Genomic DNA, 16,326 nt, shown 5'->3' with positions numbered 1-16,326 from the left:
TAGACTTTTAATGGTTGGTGAGTAAAGTAAATAATCTCTCAGCATTTATTGTTATATTGGCGGTAGATGACTGAACTGAAAATGCCTTTATACTAATTTTTTAAAGCACTACTACTTCATTTATGAAGATAAGAAGTGCTTATGCAACAGCTTCAGCTCTTGTATTCCATTTTCTAGGGGTCTTTGCTGGGCTGGTTCATACGATGAAACCTTGTTAGAAAAATTAGATTTCTGTCCGAGTCCGATACCCTAGGAAGGCACGCGCTTTTAAATCGGAAGATTTTAAATAGAAAAGCACTAATCCATTATAAACTAATAGATTAGTGCTATAAATTTGAGAATGGGATATTTATGTCCCAGCTCCCGCTGAAACGAGAATGTATAATGTTTGCTGGTGTTTTAATTAACACCTACGTCAGTCCAAGCTTTTTCAATTGCTTTAGATGTTTCGCTATTCGTACCATAAAGGTGGTTAGAAGCTTCTTTTAATGATGCTTTTGCATCAGAAAATTGGGCGTTTGGTGTTAAGTATTGTGTGAGTGCTAAATAATAAATTTGTTCAGCTTTTTCTTGGCCAATTGCATTAATTGTTAGGTATGCAGCTTTGTTAGGAATGCCACTATTGGTATGAACACCACCACTATCTTGGCTACCTTGTAAATATTGATCCATATGGGCAGGTTGGTTATACTGTTCTGGATTTTTTAAACTTCTTAATGCATCGCCATCTTTATTTGGTGTATATACATCTTCACCTAGTAACCAATCGTCTGAATCAACAAAATAACCAAAAACGTCAGAGAAAGATTCGTTTAATGCACCCGACTGATGACTATACTCTAAACCAGCAGTTCGTTCTGTTACTGCATGCGTGAGCTCATGGGCGACGATATCATTCGCACCTGACAATGCTTTAAACGTCTGGCCGTCTCCGTCACCATAAATCATATACTGACCGGTCCAAGCAGCGTTATTAAAGCTTTTGTCATAATGGACTACCGAATCAATGTCACCGCCGTTATTATCATAACTGTTTCTATCATGTTTATTTAGGAAATAGTTATAGACTTCTTTTGCGTAGTAATGAGCGTCTACACCAGCGCGCTGATCTTCTTTATTGAAATTATTGCTGTCATTTGTAATAGGTGAATAGGCATTTGTGGTCTCATTTGCAGTTTTAGTTTCTATAACTGCATCTTGAGAAGTATCGAGTAATGAATATGAACCATTTGCTTTTGTAACGCTTAAAGGTTGTTTTTCATCTCCATTAACGCCTGTTCCTTTACCTTCAGTTGTTGCATTTTTGATAACGTTTTGTTTTGTTAATATTTCACCAGTAGTAGCGTCAACTTGAATTTTCCAATGTGCTACTTTAGGGGAAATATAATTAAGTTCGATATCATAAACAAGTCTTTGTTTATCACTATTTATATCAAGGTTATTTTTACTGACTACAGGATAGCTTTTTATATTTTTTACATCAGACTTTGCTTTACCTATAGCTTCAAAAGCTTTATTTTCAGCGTTAGCAGAAGATAATTTAGCTTCATTCTCTACCTTTATGTATGGTTTATCTACATTACCATTTATTAATGTTATATTACCTTTATTATTGACATGTACTTTAATTGTTGTGCCTTCTGATGTAACGTCGTTTACCTTTGGTTTCAATGCGTAATGCGTGACACCAGTTTTATCTTGTTGCTTATCTATTACGTTGTATTGTTTGAAAGCTTCTTTATTTATAGTTTCTTGCTTGGTCTTGGATGATTGATTAACAAGAGATTGTGCATTATTTTGTAAAAATTGTTCTACATCTGCATTATTATTAATCGTAGGGGTATTTGATGATTCTAAACTTTCAGGTTTAATACTATTACTTTCTTGCGCATGAGCATAGCTTGTAGTAAAGGCTAATAATGAACATGACAGTAATGTAGTTGATAATACTTTTTTCATTAGATCCTCCTAAATAAATTATCCAATTAATGGAATAATTTTTGAAAAATAAATATAATACACCTTTAAAACAATTCAAATTATACATTTCAATTTTATTTAATTCAATATCTTAATAAATATTTATATAGAATGATTAGTGTTTGTATTTATTTTGATAATTAACCCCCTTGGAAATCGTTTTAAACGTTATAATATTTCTTATATTGATTATCTGACGTGAAAAACATCTAAGGAAGTATGTTTTTTGTTGAGCTAATGAAATAGAAAGTGTTATGATGTGTTAGGAATGTTTAAGACTTGGTACTAAAAATTAGGTGATTTAGGTGGTTAGAATAAAATGAAGTTAAAAAAACAAGAACGACGCGAAGCAATTAAAAAAGAAATTGAAAAAAACCCCTTTATTACAGATTTGGATTTGAGTACACTTTTTTCAGTGAGTATTCAAACTATTAGGTTAGATCGTACGTACTTAGATATTCCAGAACTAAGAAAACGAATTAAATCCGTAGCAAGAAAAAATTATGAAAGTATTCGATCCATTGATGGTAGTGAAATCATAGGCGATGTAATAAATGTTCAGCCTGATCAACTCGCAACTTCAATTATAGATATTGATGAAGATTCTGTATTTACTAGAAATAAAATTGCCAGAGGACATGTACTTTTTGCACAAGCGAATTCACTGTGTGTAGCGCTTATACATAAACCTGTTGTGTTAACTCAGGAAAGTAATGTAGCATTTTTAAAAACAGTGAAATTAAATGATACAGTACGAGCTGACGCACAAACGATTGAAATTACAAGTAAATATTATATGATAAAAGTAAATTCGTATGTCAAAGATACTTTGGTATTTAGAGGTACATTCAAAATGTATTATACAAGTGAGGATGAACAAGATGGTTAAAATAGCGATTGATATGATGGGTGGAGACGATGCACCTGAAATCGTTTTAGAAGCTGTTGAAAAAGCTGTGAATGATTTTAAAGATTTAGAAATAATTTTATTTGGTGATCAAACTAAATGCACACTCAAACATGGTCGTGTAGAAGTACGTCATTGTACAGAAGAAATTACGATGGACGATGAACCAGTTAGAGCGATTAAACGTAAAAAAGATAGTTCAATGGCACGTATGGCTGAAGCAGTTAAAGCTGGTGAAGCAGATGGTTGTGTATCTGCAGGAAATACAGGTGCATTGATGTCTGCTGGTTTGTTTATAGTAGGACGTATTAAGGGTGTTGAACGTCCCGCATTAGTCCTCACTTTGCCAACAATTTCTGGAAAAGGGTTTGTGTTTATGGATGTAGGTGCTAATGCAGACGCCAAGCCGGAACACTTATTACAATACGCCCAATTAGGCAATATTTATGCCCAAAAAATCAGGGGCGTTGAACAGCCTTCAGTAGGTTTGTTGAATATTGGTACAGAGGCAGCTAAAGGTAATACATTAACTAAAAAAGCATTTAGTTTGATGGACGAACAAAATGTCTTCAATTTCACAGGAAATGTAGAAGCAAAAGGCTTAATGGACGACGCAGCTGATGTTGTAGTTACAGACGGATATACTGGTAATATGATTCTTAAAAATTTAGAAGGTGTTGCAAAAGCGATGGGTAAAATGCTTAAAACAACGCTTCTAAGTAGTTTCAAGAATAAAATTGCCGCATTTGTATTACGTAAAGACTTAAATGGTTTAATGTCAAAAATGGATTATGCAGAATATGGTGGCTCGGTATTATTAGGATTGAATGGCATTGTAGTAAAAGCACATGGTAGTTCTAGTGCGAAAGCTTTTTATTCAGCAATCCGTCAAGCTAAAATAGCGGGAGAACAAAATATTGTGGAAACTATGAGAGAAACGGTGGGTAAAGTAAATGAGTAAAACTGCGATTATCTTCCCAGGCCAAGGATCACAAAAAGTCGGGATGGCAAATGATTTATTTAATCAAAATGATGCTGCAACAACGATTCTTAATCAAGCACAAGCACAAATGGATTTTGATATTTTAGAAACAATGTTTTCAGATGAAGAAAACAAATTAGGTCAAACAGAAAATACACAACCGGCGTTGCTCACACATAGCTCAGCTTTATTACAAGCACTTAATAATCTAAATGCTGATTATACAATGGGCCATAGTTTAGGTGAATATGTGAGTCTAGTAGCGAGTGGTGTATTGAAATTTGATGATGCAGTTCAAATTGTTCGTAAGCGTGGACAACTGATGGCCGTTGCTTTTCCTGATGGTGTTGGAAGTATGGCAGCAGTATTAGGTTTGGATTTTGATGATGTTAATGCAATATGTCAAAAACTTTCAACAGATGAAGAAATTATTGAACCAGCAAATATTAATTCTCCTGGACAAATCGTTGTCTCTGGACACAAAACATTAATAGATAAATTAGTGGCAGAAGGCAAATCATTAGGTGCGAAACGTGTCCTACCACTTGCTGTATCTGGCCCATTTCATTCATCTATGATGCAGGTGATCAAAGACGATTTTGCTGAGTATGTTGAACAATTTGACTGGAATGATGCACAATTCCCTGTAGTTCAAAATGTGCATGCAAAAGGTGAAACAGATGCCAATGTAATTAAGGATAATATGATTAAACAATTATATTCACCAGTACAATTCATTGATTCAACACAATGGTTAATTGATCAAGGTGTAGATCACTTTATTGAAATTGGTCCTGGTAAAGTACTTTCAGGTTTAATTAAAAAGATAAATAGAGATGTGAAAATAACTTCGATTCAAACTTTAGAAGATATGAAAGCGTGGAATGAAAATGACTAAAAGTGCATTAGTAACTGGTGCTTCGAGAGGTATAGGACGTAGTATAGCGATACAATTGGCAGAAGAAGGATACAATGTTGCTGTGAATTTTTCGGGAAACAAAGAAAAAGCGGATGCTGTTGTTGAAGAAATTAAAGCGATAGGCGTTGAAAGTTTTGCTATTCAAGCAAATGTTGCAAATGGTGATGAAGTAAAAGCAATGATTAAAGCGGTTGTTAGCGAATTTGGTTCTGTTGATGTCCTTGTTAATAACGCAGGTATTACGCGTGATAATTTACTTATGCGTATGAAAGAGCAAGAATGGGATGACGTAATTGATACAAACTTAAAAGGCGTTTTCAACTGTATTCAAAAAGTGACACCACAAATGCTAAGACAAAAGAGTGGTGCAATTATTAATTTATCAAGTGTTGTTGGAGCTATGGGTAACCCAGGGCAAGCAAACTATGTTGCGACTAAAGCTGGTGTAATTGGTTTAACGAAATCATCAGCACGTGAACTGGCTTCAAGAAACATCACAGTAAATGCTGTTGCACCAGGTTTTATTGTTTCTGATATGACTGATGCTTTAAGTGATGAGCTTAAAGCAAAAATGTTAGAACAAATCCCATTAGCTAAATTCGGGAAAGACCAAGATATTTCTCATACTGTAGCATTTTTAGCTTCAGACAAAGCGAAGTATATTACGGGTCAAACAATACATGTCAATGGTGGTATGTATATGTAAGTAAGTGCTACACAACATGACAAATCTTGTTTTATAAAACTTCTGAACTCATATAAGAGATTATGATATGGTATAAAGTATAGATTTAAAATGATTGTGTCACAACTTCATTACTACACTTTATTGTATAAGATCCATTTATATAATGTTTATACAGTACAATCAATTGAAATACTACTTGTATTTCAATTGATAAAGTGGGAAAATATATAAGTCTATAATAAGATTTTTTAAAGGAGGTGAATCGACGTGGAAAACTTCGACAAAGTAAAAGATATCATCGTTGACCGTTTAGGTGTTGACGCTGAAAAAGTAACTAAAGAGGCATCTTTCAAAGATGATTTAGGCGCTGACTCACTTGATATTGCTGAATTAGTTATGGAATTAGAAGACGAATTTGGTACTGAAATTCCTGATGAAGAAGCTGAAAAAATCAACACTGTTGGTGACGCAGTAAACTTTATTAATAGTATCGAAAAATAATAAAAAAAATATCTGAGTCGTTGAGATGACGGCTCAGATTTTTTATTGATTTTAAACAGAATTTATATTGTAAGATAATAGTGCTATAACGATTATCACTAGATATATAGATGGTAAATACAGTAGACAGTTTTTTCTTTAGTTTTATTGTATTTTCACGTAAAATATAAAGGTATTAGTACTTTATCATTAAATCTGAGGAGGGAATAGATTGACCAATTATAAAAAAATAGAAATGGTTAAAGCATTTGAAAAAAAATTTGCGCAGAAGATGCAAGAATTAGACTTGAATTTTAAACAAATAGAATTATATCAGCAAGCATTTTCGCATTCGAGTTTTATAAATGATTTTAATATGAATCGTTTAGAGCATAATGAACGATTAGAATTTTTAGGAGATGCGGTATTAGAATTGACGGTTTCACGTTATTTATTTGATAAATATCCAGAATTGCCAGAGGGTAATTTAACAAAAATGCGTGCAACAATTGTTTGTGAGCCTTCACTTGTAATATTTGCGAAAAAAATTCAAATCAATGAACTTATCTTGTTAGGTAAAGGCGAAGAGAAAACAGGTGGCAGAACTCGTCCTTCACTCGTATCAGATGCATTTGAAGCATTTGTAGGTGCGTTATATTTAGACCAAGGCTTAGAATCTGTGTGGAAATTTGCAGAACAAATTATTTTTCCGTATGTCGAAGATGAAGAACTTGATGGTGTTGTAGACTTTAAAACCCAATTTCAAGAATTTGTCCATAGACAAAATAAAGGTGACGTCACTTATCGTTTAATCAATGAAGAAGGACCAGCGCATCATCGTCTATTTACTTCTGAAGTGATATTAGAAAATGCTGCAGTAGCAGAAGGTAAAGGGAAGACTAAAAAAGAATCCGAACAAAAAGCAGCAGAAAGTGCATATAAATCAATGAAAAACAAAGCAAAATAACTTTGTTATAAAACAATATGATAAAAAATAAAGCATATATTGTTAAGACCTTCGCAATAGCAATGTAGTTAATAAAGAAATATATTAGCCTTCAGGTTAATGCATGAGTATTTCTAAACTGTGAAGCAGCAAGGAACACTTTAAAGGAGAATAGCATGGTATATTTGAAATCAATAGATGCCTTTGGGTTTAAATCGTTTGCGGAGCACACAAATGTACAATTTGATGAAGGTGTAACAGCAATTGTAGGCCCTAATGGCAGTGGGAAAAGTAACATAACAGATGCAATAAAATGGGTGTTAGGTGAACAATCAGCTAAATCACTACGTGGCGCTAAAATGGAAGATATTATTTTTTCAGGCGCAGAACATCGAAAAGCTCAAAATTATGCAGAAGTTAAATTGAAATTAGATAATAGCTCCGGCAAGTTACAATTAGACGCGACAGAAATCGTTGTAACACGTCGATTATACAGAAGTGGTGAAAGTGAGTATTATCTTAATAATGACCGTGCAAGATTAAAAGATATTATTGATTTGTTTCTAGACTCAGGTTTAGGAAAAGAAGCGTTTAGTATTATTTCGCAAGGTCGTGTAGATGAAATACTAAATGCTAAACCAGTGGATAGAAGACAAATACTAGAAGAATCTGCAGGAGTTTTAAAATATAAAAAACGCAAAGCTGCTTCTGTACAAAAGCTCGATCAAACAGAAGATAACCTTTCAAGAATACAAGATATTCTATATGATTTAGAAGGGCGAGTTGAACCATTAAGAGAAGAAGCGGCTATTGCTAAAGAATATAAACATCTTTCCAAAGAAATGGAAAGAAGTGATGTACTTGTAACGGTTTATGATATTGAACAATATAGTAAGAATATTCATGAACTTGATGATAATTTAAATAATTTAAAGAGTCATCAAGCTACAAAAGATGCAGAGAAAGTACAATATACACAAGCATTAAATAAATATAAATCTGAAAGACAACAACTAGATGAACATATTGAATCATTAAATTTTCAACTTGTTAAAGCGACAGAAGAAGTTGAAAAGTATGCAGGACAACTTAACGTGTTAGAAGAACGTAAGAAAAATCAATCACAAACAAACGCTCGTTTTGAAGAAGAACAAGAAAGTCTTAAAATACAAACAGAAACCTTAAAACAAGAAAAGATAGATGCACAAAATCAAATAGATAAATTAAAAAACCAACAAAAAGAGTTGAATGAAAAAATTCAATACTTTGAATCACAACTCTATGTCAGTGATGAACAACATGACGAAAAATTAGAAACAATCAAAGATGAATATTATCAACTCATGTCTGAACAATCTGATGTAAATAATGACATTCGCTTTTTAGAACATACCATCCAAGAAAATGAAACGAAACAATCACGTTTAGATAGTAGATTACTTGAAGCCTTTGAACAACTGAAGAAAATTCAAAGCGACATCAATGAAGCTGAAAAACAAACTGCGACGGCTCAAAAAGAATTGAAAAAATCTGAGCAACAGCTCAATAATTATGAAAAGAAATTAACACAACTTAAACAACAACAATCTGAGTACGAAGAAAAATTGCATCAAGCGTATAGATTTAACGATAAATTAAAATCCCGTATCGATAGTTTGGCCACGCAACAGGAAGAATATAGCTATTTCTTTAATGGTGTAAAACATATACTTAAGGCTAAAGACAATAAACTTTCAGGGATACGTGGAGCAGTTGCTGAAGTAATTCAAGTGCCATCCGATTTAACTAAAGCAATCGAAACTGCACTTGGTGCATCACTACAACATGTGATTGTAGATTCAGAAAAAGATGGTAGACAGGCAATTCAATATCTAAAACAAAACGGTTTGGGTAGAGCGACGTTTTTACCACTAAATGTAATTCAACCTCGCCAAATTGGTAATGAAATTATGAAAACTGCACAAAATAGTGAGGGTTTTATTAATATTGCTGCACAAGCAATTGAAGTAGATTCAGATTATCAAAATGTAGTTCAAAATTTACTTGGTAATACAATAATTGTAGATGAATTGAAAAATGCCAACGACTTAGCACGTAAAATCCGTTATCGTACGCGTATTGTGACTTTAGAAGGCGATATCGTGAACCCTGGTGGTTCAATGACGGGTGGCGGAGATCGTAAATCTAAAAGTATTTTAGCTCAAAAAGATGAACTGACAACGATGCGTGCCCAACTCGAAGATTATCAACAGCAAACATTAGCATTTGAAAAACAATTTCAAAATATTAAAAATGAGTCAGATCAACTGAGCGAAAAATATTTTGATACAAGTCAACATTATAATGCTATTAAACAAAGTGTTCATAATTATGAATTAGAACTAGACAGATTACGTAAAAGTGAAGCGCATTTAAAAGGCGAGCATGAAGAATTTGAATTTGAAAAAAATGATGGTTACCAAAGTGAAACAAGTAAACAAACACTTGATGATAAAAAGCAAAGATTATCTAAAATCAAAACACAGCTACAAAAATTAGAAGATGATATCAATCTTTATACAAAACTTTCTAAAGAAGGTAAAGAAAGTACAACGCAAATCCAGCAACAATTACATCAAAAGCAATCCGATTTGGCAGTTGTAAAAGAACGATTAAATACTCAGAAACAAACTGAGTCAAAAATAGCAAAACAACTCAATGATGTTATTGTGCAACATCAAAAATTAGAAGAACAAATTAAACTCTTTAATTCAGATGAAATGACAGGCGAAAAAGCATTTGAAACGATTCAATATAATATGGAACAAAGTAAAGCCGAGAAAGCAAAATTATCTCAAAACATAGAAGACGTTAAATCGCGTAGACTCGAATTGAATGATACAATTGAAGTGACAGATCAAAAACTTCAAGAAGCAAATCAAGATATTCTTTCTATAGAAAATCGTTATCAAGATATTAAATCCGAGCAGTCACGTTTAGATGTATTAATTAATTATGCGATTGATCATTTGAGCGAAGATTATCACATAACATATGAACGTGCGAGTGAATTATATGATTTAGATGAAGATATAGACGTTTTACGCAAAAAAGTAAAATTAACTAAAATGTCTATTGAAGAGTTAGGACCAGTTAATTTAAATGCGATTGAACAATTTGAAGAAATTAATACGCGTTTTACATTTTTAGATGAACAACGTGCTGACTTGAGAGCAGCGAAAACAACTTTAGAACAACTTATCGAAGAAATGGATCAAGAAGTGAAAGATCGTTTTAAAGAAACATTTCATGCCGTTCAAGGATATTTTTCAGATGTGTTTAAATCATTGTTTGGTGGGGGTCAAGCAGAACTACGCTTAACAGATGATGACTATCTATCTGCAGGTGTAGATATCATTGTGCAACCACCTGGTAAGAAGTTACAACATTTGTCACTACTTAGTGGTGGAGAACGTGCCTTGAGTGCTATAGCATTATTATTTGCGATTTTAAAAGTTCGCTCAGCGCCATTTGTTATCTTAGATGAAGTTGAAGCGGCACTTGATGAAGCAAACGTGATACGTTATGCACAATACTTAAAAAATCTATCAGACCAAACTCAATTTATTGTGATTACACACCGTAAAGGTACAATGGAATTCTCAGATCGCTTATATGGTGTAACAATGCAAGAATCTGGAGTTTCCAAACTAGTAAGTGTTAATTTAAATACGATTGATGAAGTGATTAAGGAGGAACAAACATGAGCTTTTTCAAACGATTAAAAGATAAATTTTCAGCACCTTCAGAAGAACAAAAGCAACAACTTGAAGAATTAGAACAACAAGACGCAGAACAACAAGGTGAAGCATCACAAGATAGAGAAACCGAAACTCAAGATAAACCAGCGAAAAAAGTTAAAAAATTAAAAGAAGCTGACTTTGATGATGATGGATTAATCTCTATTGAAGATTTTGAAGAAATTGAAGCGCAACAGCTCGGTGCCAAATTTAGAGCTGGTTTAGAAAAATCGCGTGAGAATTTCCAAGCACAACTTAATAATTTACTCGCACGTTATCGTAAAGTTGATGAAGAGTTCTTCGAAGCATTAGAAGAAATGTTAATTACTGCAGATGTTGGATTTAATACTGTGATGCAACTTGTAGAAGAATTACGTGAAGAAGCGCAACGTCGCAATATTACTGAAACAGAGGATTTACGTGAAGTTATTGTTGAGAAAATTGTAGAAATCTATCACCAAGATGATGATAACTCAGAAGTGATGAATATAGAAAATGAAGGATTAAATGTAATCCTTATGGTCGGAGTGAATGGTGTTGGTAAGACAACAACAATTGGTAAATTAGCGCATCGTTACCAAGCTGAAGGCAAAAAAGTAATGCTTGCTGCTGGAGATACATTCAGAGCTGGTGCAATTGAACAACTTAAAGTATGGGGCGAACGCGTTGGTGTTGAAGTGTTGAGCCAAAGAGAAGGTTCAGACCCAGCTGCAGTAATGTATGATGCAATTAACGCAGCTAAAAGTAAAGACGTAGATATTTTAATATGTGATACTGCTGGCCGTTTACAAAACAAATCCAATTTAATGAATGAATTAGAGAAAGTTAAACGAGTTATTGGACGTGCTGTACCAGAGGCACCTCATGAAGTTTTACTTTGTCTTGATGCAACGACAGGTCAAAATGCATTGTCACAAGCAAAATCATTTAAAGAGGTTACAAACGTTACAGGTATTGTATTAACAAAATTAGATGGTACTGCTAAAGGTGGTATCGTATTAGCGATTCGTAATGAACTTCATATCCCAGTTAAATACGTAGGTTTAGGTGAAAAATTAGATGATCTCCAACCATTCAATCCTGAGAGCTATGTGTATGGATTATTCGCTGATATGATTGAACAAAATGTCGAAGAAGCACCTGAGTCAAATCAGAGTGAAGCAGAAATTGAAGGTAATTCAGATGAGTCAAAATGATTTAATTAAAACGATACGTATGAATTATCTGTTTGACTTTTACCAATCATTACTAACAAATAAGCAAAGAAACTATTTAGAATTATTTTATTTACAAGATTATTCTTTAAGTGAGATTGCTGATACGTTTGATGTGAGTCGCCAAGCAGTGTATGATAATATAAGAAGAACTGGCGATTTAGTGGAAGATTATGAAGAAAAATTAGGATTATACCGGAATTTTGAACAAAGACAAAAATTATATGAACATATAAAACAGCACATAAATGATCCAGAAAAAATAAAACAATACATTCAAGCACTTGAAGATTTAGAATAAAAGTATATAAAGGAGGGTATTTGATATGGCATTTGAAGGATTATCCGATCGTCTACAAGGAACGATGCAAAAAATCCGAGGCAAAGGTAAAGTTACTGAAGCAGATATTAAATTGATGATGCGCGAAGTAAGATTAGCATTATTAGAAGCCGATGTTAACTTTAAAGTGGTAAAGGAATTTGTCAAAACTGTATCAGATAGAGCTTTAGGTTCAGATGTTATGAAGTCATTAACACCTGGACAACAAGTCATCAAAATTGTGCAAGAAGAACTTACCCAACTTATGGGAGGGGAAAATGCTACGATTAAAATGGCTAACAAGCCGCCAACTGTAGTGATGATGGTTGGTTTACAAGGTGCTGGTAAGACTACCACTGCTGGTAAATTAGCATTATTAATGCGTAAAAAATATAATAAAAAGCCATTATTGGTAGCGGCAGATATTTATCGTCCTGCGGCAATTGATCAATTACAAACAGTAGGTAAACAAATCGACATTCCAGTTTATAGTGAAGGCGATCAAGTTAAGCCACAACAAATCGTTGAAAATGCAATCGCACATGCAAAAGAAGCGCATTTAGATTTTGTTATTATTGATACTGCTGGTCGTTTACACGTTGATGAAGCATTAATGCAAGAATTAAGCGATGTAAAAGAAATTACGAAACCAGATGAAATTATGTTAGTTGTTGATGCGATGACAGGTCAAGATGCTGTGAATGTTGCAGAATCTTTTGATTCTCAATTAGAATTATCTGGCGTAACATTAACAAAATTAGACGGTGATACACGTGGTGGTGCTGCACTTTCAATCAGATCAGTTACTCAAAAACCGATTAAATTTGTAGGTATGAGTGAGAAACTAGATGGCTTAGAAGCATTCCATCCTGAACGTATGGCATCTCGTATATTAGGCATGGGAGATGTATTGAGTTTAATTGAAAAAGCACAAACAGATGTGGATGAAGATAAAGCAAAAGACTTAGAAAAGAAAATGCGTACATCTTCGTTTACATTGGAAGATTTCTTAGAACAATTAGACCAAGTTAAAAGTTTAGGACCTCTTGATGACATTATGAAAATGATTCCTGGCATGAACAAAATGAAAGGCATTGAAAATATGAATATGGACGATAAGCAAATTGATCATATTAAAGCCATCATTCAATCCATGACGCCTAATGAGCGTAACAAACCTGAAACTTTAAATGTTTCTCGTAAAAAACGTATTGCTAAAGGTTCAGGACGTTCAGTGCAAGAAATCAATAGATTAATGAAGCAATTCACTGATATGAAAAAAATGATGAAACAATTTTCCGGTGGCGGTAAAGGCAAAAAAGGCAAACGCAAACAAATGGAAAATATGATGAATGGCATGAACTTACCATTCTAAAATCATAAATTTTGTATAACTATAAATAATAAAAACCAAAACAACGATGCTTAGAGAAATCGTTGCATAGTGTCGACAAAGTCTATGACTTTGTTGGCATTTTTTTGTGCTTTCTTTCCTTAGTTAATAGTATCAGCCTGTATTCTTCGATTAATGCTTTTCCACAGGAGTCCGACTAACTCACTGCCACATTTCAAATAAAATGAATTTAATAAATCATTTATCGTTATTTATTAATGCAACTCATATAAAGGTAAAAGTAAATAAAAAACAAATATATAATAGAATTAGTGAAAATTGTGGTCTCAAACAATTGAAAGAAGATTTGAAGATACTAAAGATATGATATGAGAAAGTGTAGAAGAATAAAAAATCTATAAATACGACGCTGATTTGTCTTGCCATAAATCTTAAAAAGTAAGACTTATTAAAAAACCAAATGATGTAAGGTCATTTGGTTTGTCTTCGTTCTGTAATGATTCTTTGAAAAATTACCGTTCTGGTTTCTCGTCAATTATATTATTTGAAGAATGATTAAATTTTTTCTAATCCCAAATGATCACGGAAAGTATGACCATCATAAGTTGTTCTGTATAAATTTCTTTTTTGTAATTCTGGCACAATCAATGCTACGAAATCCTCTAAACTATTTGGAAAGACAGGCGGCATCAAATTAAAACCATCGGCTACACCACTTAGTAACCAGTACTCCATTTGATCTACGATATCTTCAGGAGTACCAATCAAGGTGAAATGCCCGCCACCAGCATTTAAGTAACCGAGTAGTTCTCTCACAGTTGGATGAGTATCACGAATGATTTCCAATATTGTTTCGTAACGGCCAACTGGTCCTGTAAAATCTTCTACAGGAAGCAAGGGTGGCACGGGTTCATCTAACTCCCAGTTTTGACAATCTTGTTGAATAAAGAAACTTAATTGTTTTAATGCGGTTTCCACCGGTAAGGCTTTGTCTAACTTTTCTTTCTTAGCATAGGCTTTTTCATAAGTTTCAGCGACATATGTAACTAGACCGGGAAAAATTTTGATATATCTACTATTGTTTTTTGATAATTGTAATTGTTGATCGAGCTTTTCTCGAAAAGCTTGTGCTTGTTTAAAGTTCCAGGATACTGAATACACTGCATCTGCATATTGAGTTGCTAAAGCAATACCTTGTGAAGATGCACCAGCTTGCATAGCTACTGGACGACCTTGTGGACTACTTGGCGTTGTTGATGGCCCTTTAACTTTGAAATGTTTACCATGATGATTAATAGCATTAATGTCATCATCATTAATAATTTTTTTATTCTTTCGATCATGTAAAAAATGTTTTTTATCCCAAGATGTGAATAACCGATTCATCACTTTTGCAAATTCAGCAGCAATTTCATAGCGTTCATTATGATCAGGGAGCATTTCCATACTGTGATTTAAAGCTTCTAAATCTGTCATAGAGGTGACAAGATTCCAACCTATACGTCCATTTGAAAGATGATCTAGACTGAGCAACTGTCTAGATGCGGTAAAAGGATTTGAGAATGTACTTGAAATTGTTGCGACAAGTCCAATATGTGTTGTCACATGAGCAATAGCCGATAAACTGACGATAGGATCGAACCAAAATGCCGGCATATCAGTAGAAGATTTCGCAGGAAAAGATTGATTGTCCGCGAAAAATACTGCGTCGAATAGTCCCTTTTCAGCAAGTTGAGCTAATTCCTGATAATAAGTAATTTCACCGATACGTGACACACTAGAGTTCGGCATTAACCACGCAGCTTGGTGATGACCACAAGCATATAATAAAACGCCAATATTAAGTTGTTTTTGATTTTTATCAGACATAGAAAGCACCTCCTAATTTTAATTTGTTAATTCATTGTTAAGCCACCATCAACTGTGAAATTTTGTCCTGTTATACCATTAGCTTGTTCAGAAGCTAAGTATGCAACCATGTTTGCAATGTCTTGTGGCGAAGTCACACGTTTAAGCGGTGTTGTTTGTGCAATCATGTCAAATACTTCACTCGTGGTTGTAGCACTTGCGTCAGTTGTTTTTAACAGGCCTCCTGACACGACATTAGCTCTAATACCAAATTTACCAAGCTCGGCAGCAATATTACGAGTAAAGCCAATTAATCCTGCTTTTGCAGTTGTATATTCATGATAAGGTACAACGGGATTTTGATATAAATTTGTTCCGATAGAAATAATAATTCCTTGCTGTCTTTCCAAGAATTGGGGCATGACACTTTGTGTTACATTGAAGGCAGCTTTTAAAGTGCCATCTATCTGTTGTTGATAATCATCCCATGCTAAATCTGTAAATGATTTTTGCTGTGTAGGATCAAACTTAAAACCTACTAATGCATTGTTAATCACGACATCAATTTTCCCGAAATATTGGGTAGCTTGTTCAATTAAGTGGTCAATATCATTTCTATTTGTGACATCAGCTTGAATGGCAATTGCATGGTCAGAGCCGATGTCAGAAACAAGATCTTCTGCTAACGATTTATTTTTGTAATAATTGATTATAATATTGTACCCTTGTTGCGATAATGTTTTTGCAATCGTTGCACCTAAGCCTCTACTACTACCAGTTACTAAAATAGTTTTATTCATAACTTTCACTCCTAAAATTTTAAAAAGTAAAATTAAAAAAATACACAACCCTCACTATAGAAAGTTGTGTATTAGAAATGATAGAATAGTAATATTGCAAAAAGGCAAGA

13 protein-coding genes are annotated in these 16,326 nt (G+C 33.6%); 10 read left to right on the top strand and 3 right to left on the bottom strand.

All coding sequences use genetic code 11. The features are described from left to right. Positions 1-399: 399 nt before the first annotated feature. Positions 400-1,959 (bottom strand): M4 family metallopeptidase, encoded by a 1,560-nt coding sequence (locus tag SOJ_RS09580; protein ID WP_002507888.1) that lies wholly within the window; start codon positions 1,957-1,959, stop codon positions 400-402. Positions 1,960-2,299: 340 nt separating this feature from the next. Here SOJ_RS09580 and fapR point away from each other — a divergent pair, with 340 nt between their 5' ends. The 10 genes from fapR to ffh all read left to right on the top strand — a co-directional run bounded on the left by fapR (position 2,300) and on the right by ffh (position 13,589). Then, positions 2,300-2,869, top strand: coding sequence for a transcription factor FapR (gene fapR, locus SOJ_RS09575; RefSeq protein ID WP_002507887.1), 570 nt, complete (start codon positions 2,300-2,302; stop codon positions 2,867-2,869). Continuing rightward, complete coding sequence (gene plsX, locus SOJ_RS09570; protein ID WP_002507886.1) at positions 2,862-3,848, top strand: phosphate acyltransferase PlsX; 987 nt, start codon at positions 2,862-2,864, stop codon at positions 3,846-3,848. Before fapR ends, plsX begins: the two co-directional genes overlap by 8 nt. Next, entirely contained in the window at positions 3,841-4,767 is a 927-nt protein-coding gene (fabD, locus tag SOJ_RS09565; RefSeq protein ID WP_002507885.1) for an ACP S-malonyltransferase, read from the top strand. The genes plsX and fabD overlap by 8 nt, the downstream gene beginning before the upstream one ends. Further along, the gene (gene fabG / locus SOJ_RS09560) at positions 4,760-5,494 is read left to right on the top strand and encodes a 3-oxoacyl-[acyl-carrier-protein] reductase (protein ID WP_002507884.1); all 735 of its coding nucleotides are present in this window, start codon (positions 4,760-4,762) and stop codon (positions 5,492-5,494) included. The genes fabD and fabG overlap by 8 nt, the downstream gene beginning before the upstream one ends. A 249-nt stretch (positions 5,495-5,743) precedes the next feature. After that, on the top strand, positions 5,744-5,977 hold the full coding sequence (locus tag SOJ_RS09555; protein WP_002507883.1) for an acyl carrier protein: 234 nt from the start codon (positions 5,744-5,746) through the stop codon (positions 5,975-5,977). Between the two features lie 235 nt (positions 5,978-6,212). Then, on the top strand, positions 6,213-6,923 hold the full coding sequence (gene rnc, locus SOJ_RS09550; protein WP_370736906.1) for a ribonuclease III: 711 nt from the start codon (positions 6,213-6,215) through the stop codon (positions 6,921-6,923). Positions 6,924-7,078: 155 nt separating this feature from the next. Further along, positions 7,079-10,648 (top strand): chromosome segregation protein SMC, encoded by a 3,570-nt coding sequence (smc, locus tag SOJ_RS09545; protein WP_002507881.1) that lies wholly within the window; start codon positions 7,079-7,081, stop codon positions 10,646-10,648. Continuing rightward, positions 10,645-11,877: a signal recognition particle-docking protein FtsY gene (gene ftsY, locus SOJ_RS09540; protein WP_002507880.1), complete on the top strand. Its 1,233-nt coding sequence runs from the start codon at positions 10,645-10,647 to the stop codon at positions 11,875-11,877. Before smc ends, ftsY begins: the two co-directional genes overlap by 4 nt. Further along, on the top strand, positions 11,864-12,196 hold the full coding sequence (locus SOJ_RS09535) for a putative DNA-binding protein (RefSeq protein WP_002507879.1): 333 nt from the start codon (positions 11,864-11,866) through the stop codon (positions 12,194-12,196). The genes ftsY and SOJ_RS09535 overlap by 14 nt, the downstream gene beginning before the upstream one ends. A 25-nt stretch (positions 12,197-12,221) precedes the next feature. Continuing rightward, on the top strand, positions 12,222-13,589 hold the full coding sequence (gene ffh, locus SOJ_RS09530; protein ID WP_002507878.1) for a signal recognition particle protein: 1,368 nt from the start codon (positions 12,222-12,224) through the stop codon (positions 13,587-13,589). A 534-nt stretch (positions 13,590-14,123) separates the two neighbouring features. Here ffh and SOJ_RS09525 read toward each other — a convergent pair. Together SOJ_RS09525 and SOJ_RS09520 are read right to left on the bottom strand one after the other, a co-directional pair. Next, complete coding sequence (locus tag SOJ_RS09525) at positions 14,124-15,437, bottom strand: LLM class flavin-dependent oxidoreductase (protein WP_002507877.1); 1,314 nt, start codon at positions 15,435-15,437, stop codon at positions 14,124-14,126. Between the two features lie 26 nt (positions 15,438-15,463). After that, a complete protein-coding gene (locus SOJ_RS09520) occupies positions 15,464-16,216 on the bottom strand; it encodes a 3-oxoacyl-ACP reductase (protein WP_002507876.1) in 753 nt (250 codons plus the stop codon). Positions 16,217-16,326 lie beyond the last annotated feature (110 nt).

The sequence above is a fragment of the Staphylococcus sp. OJ82 genome, assembly GCF_000294465.1.
GTDB lineage: Bacteria > Bacillota > Bacilli > Staphylococcales > Staphylococcaceae > Staphylococcus > Staphylococcus equorum.
This window is presented reverse-complemented; position numbering and strand designations above follow the sequence as displayed.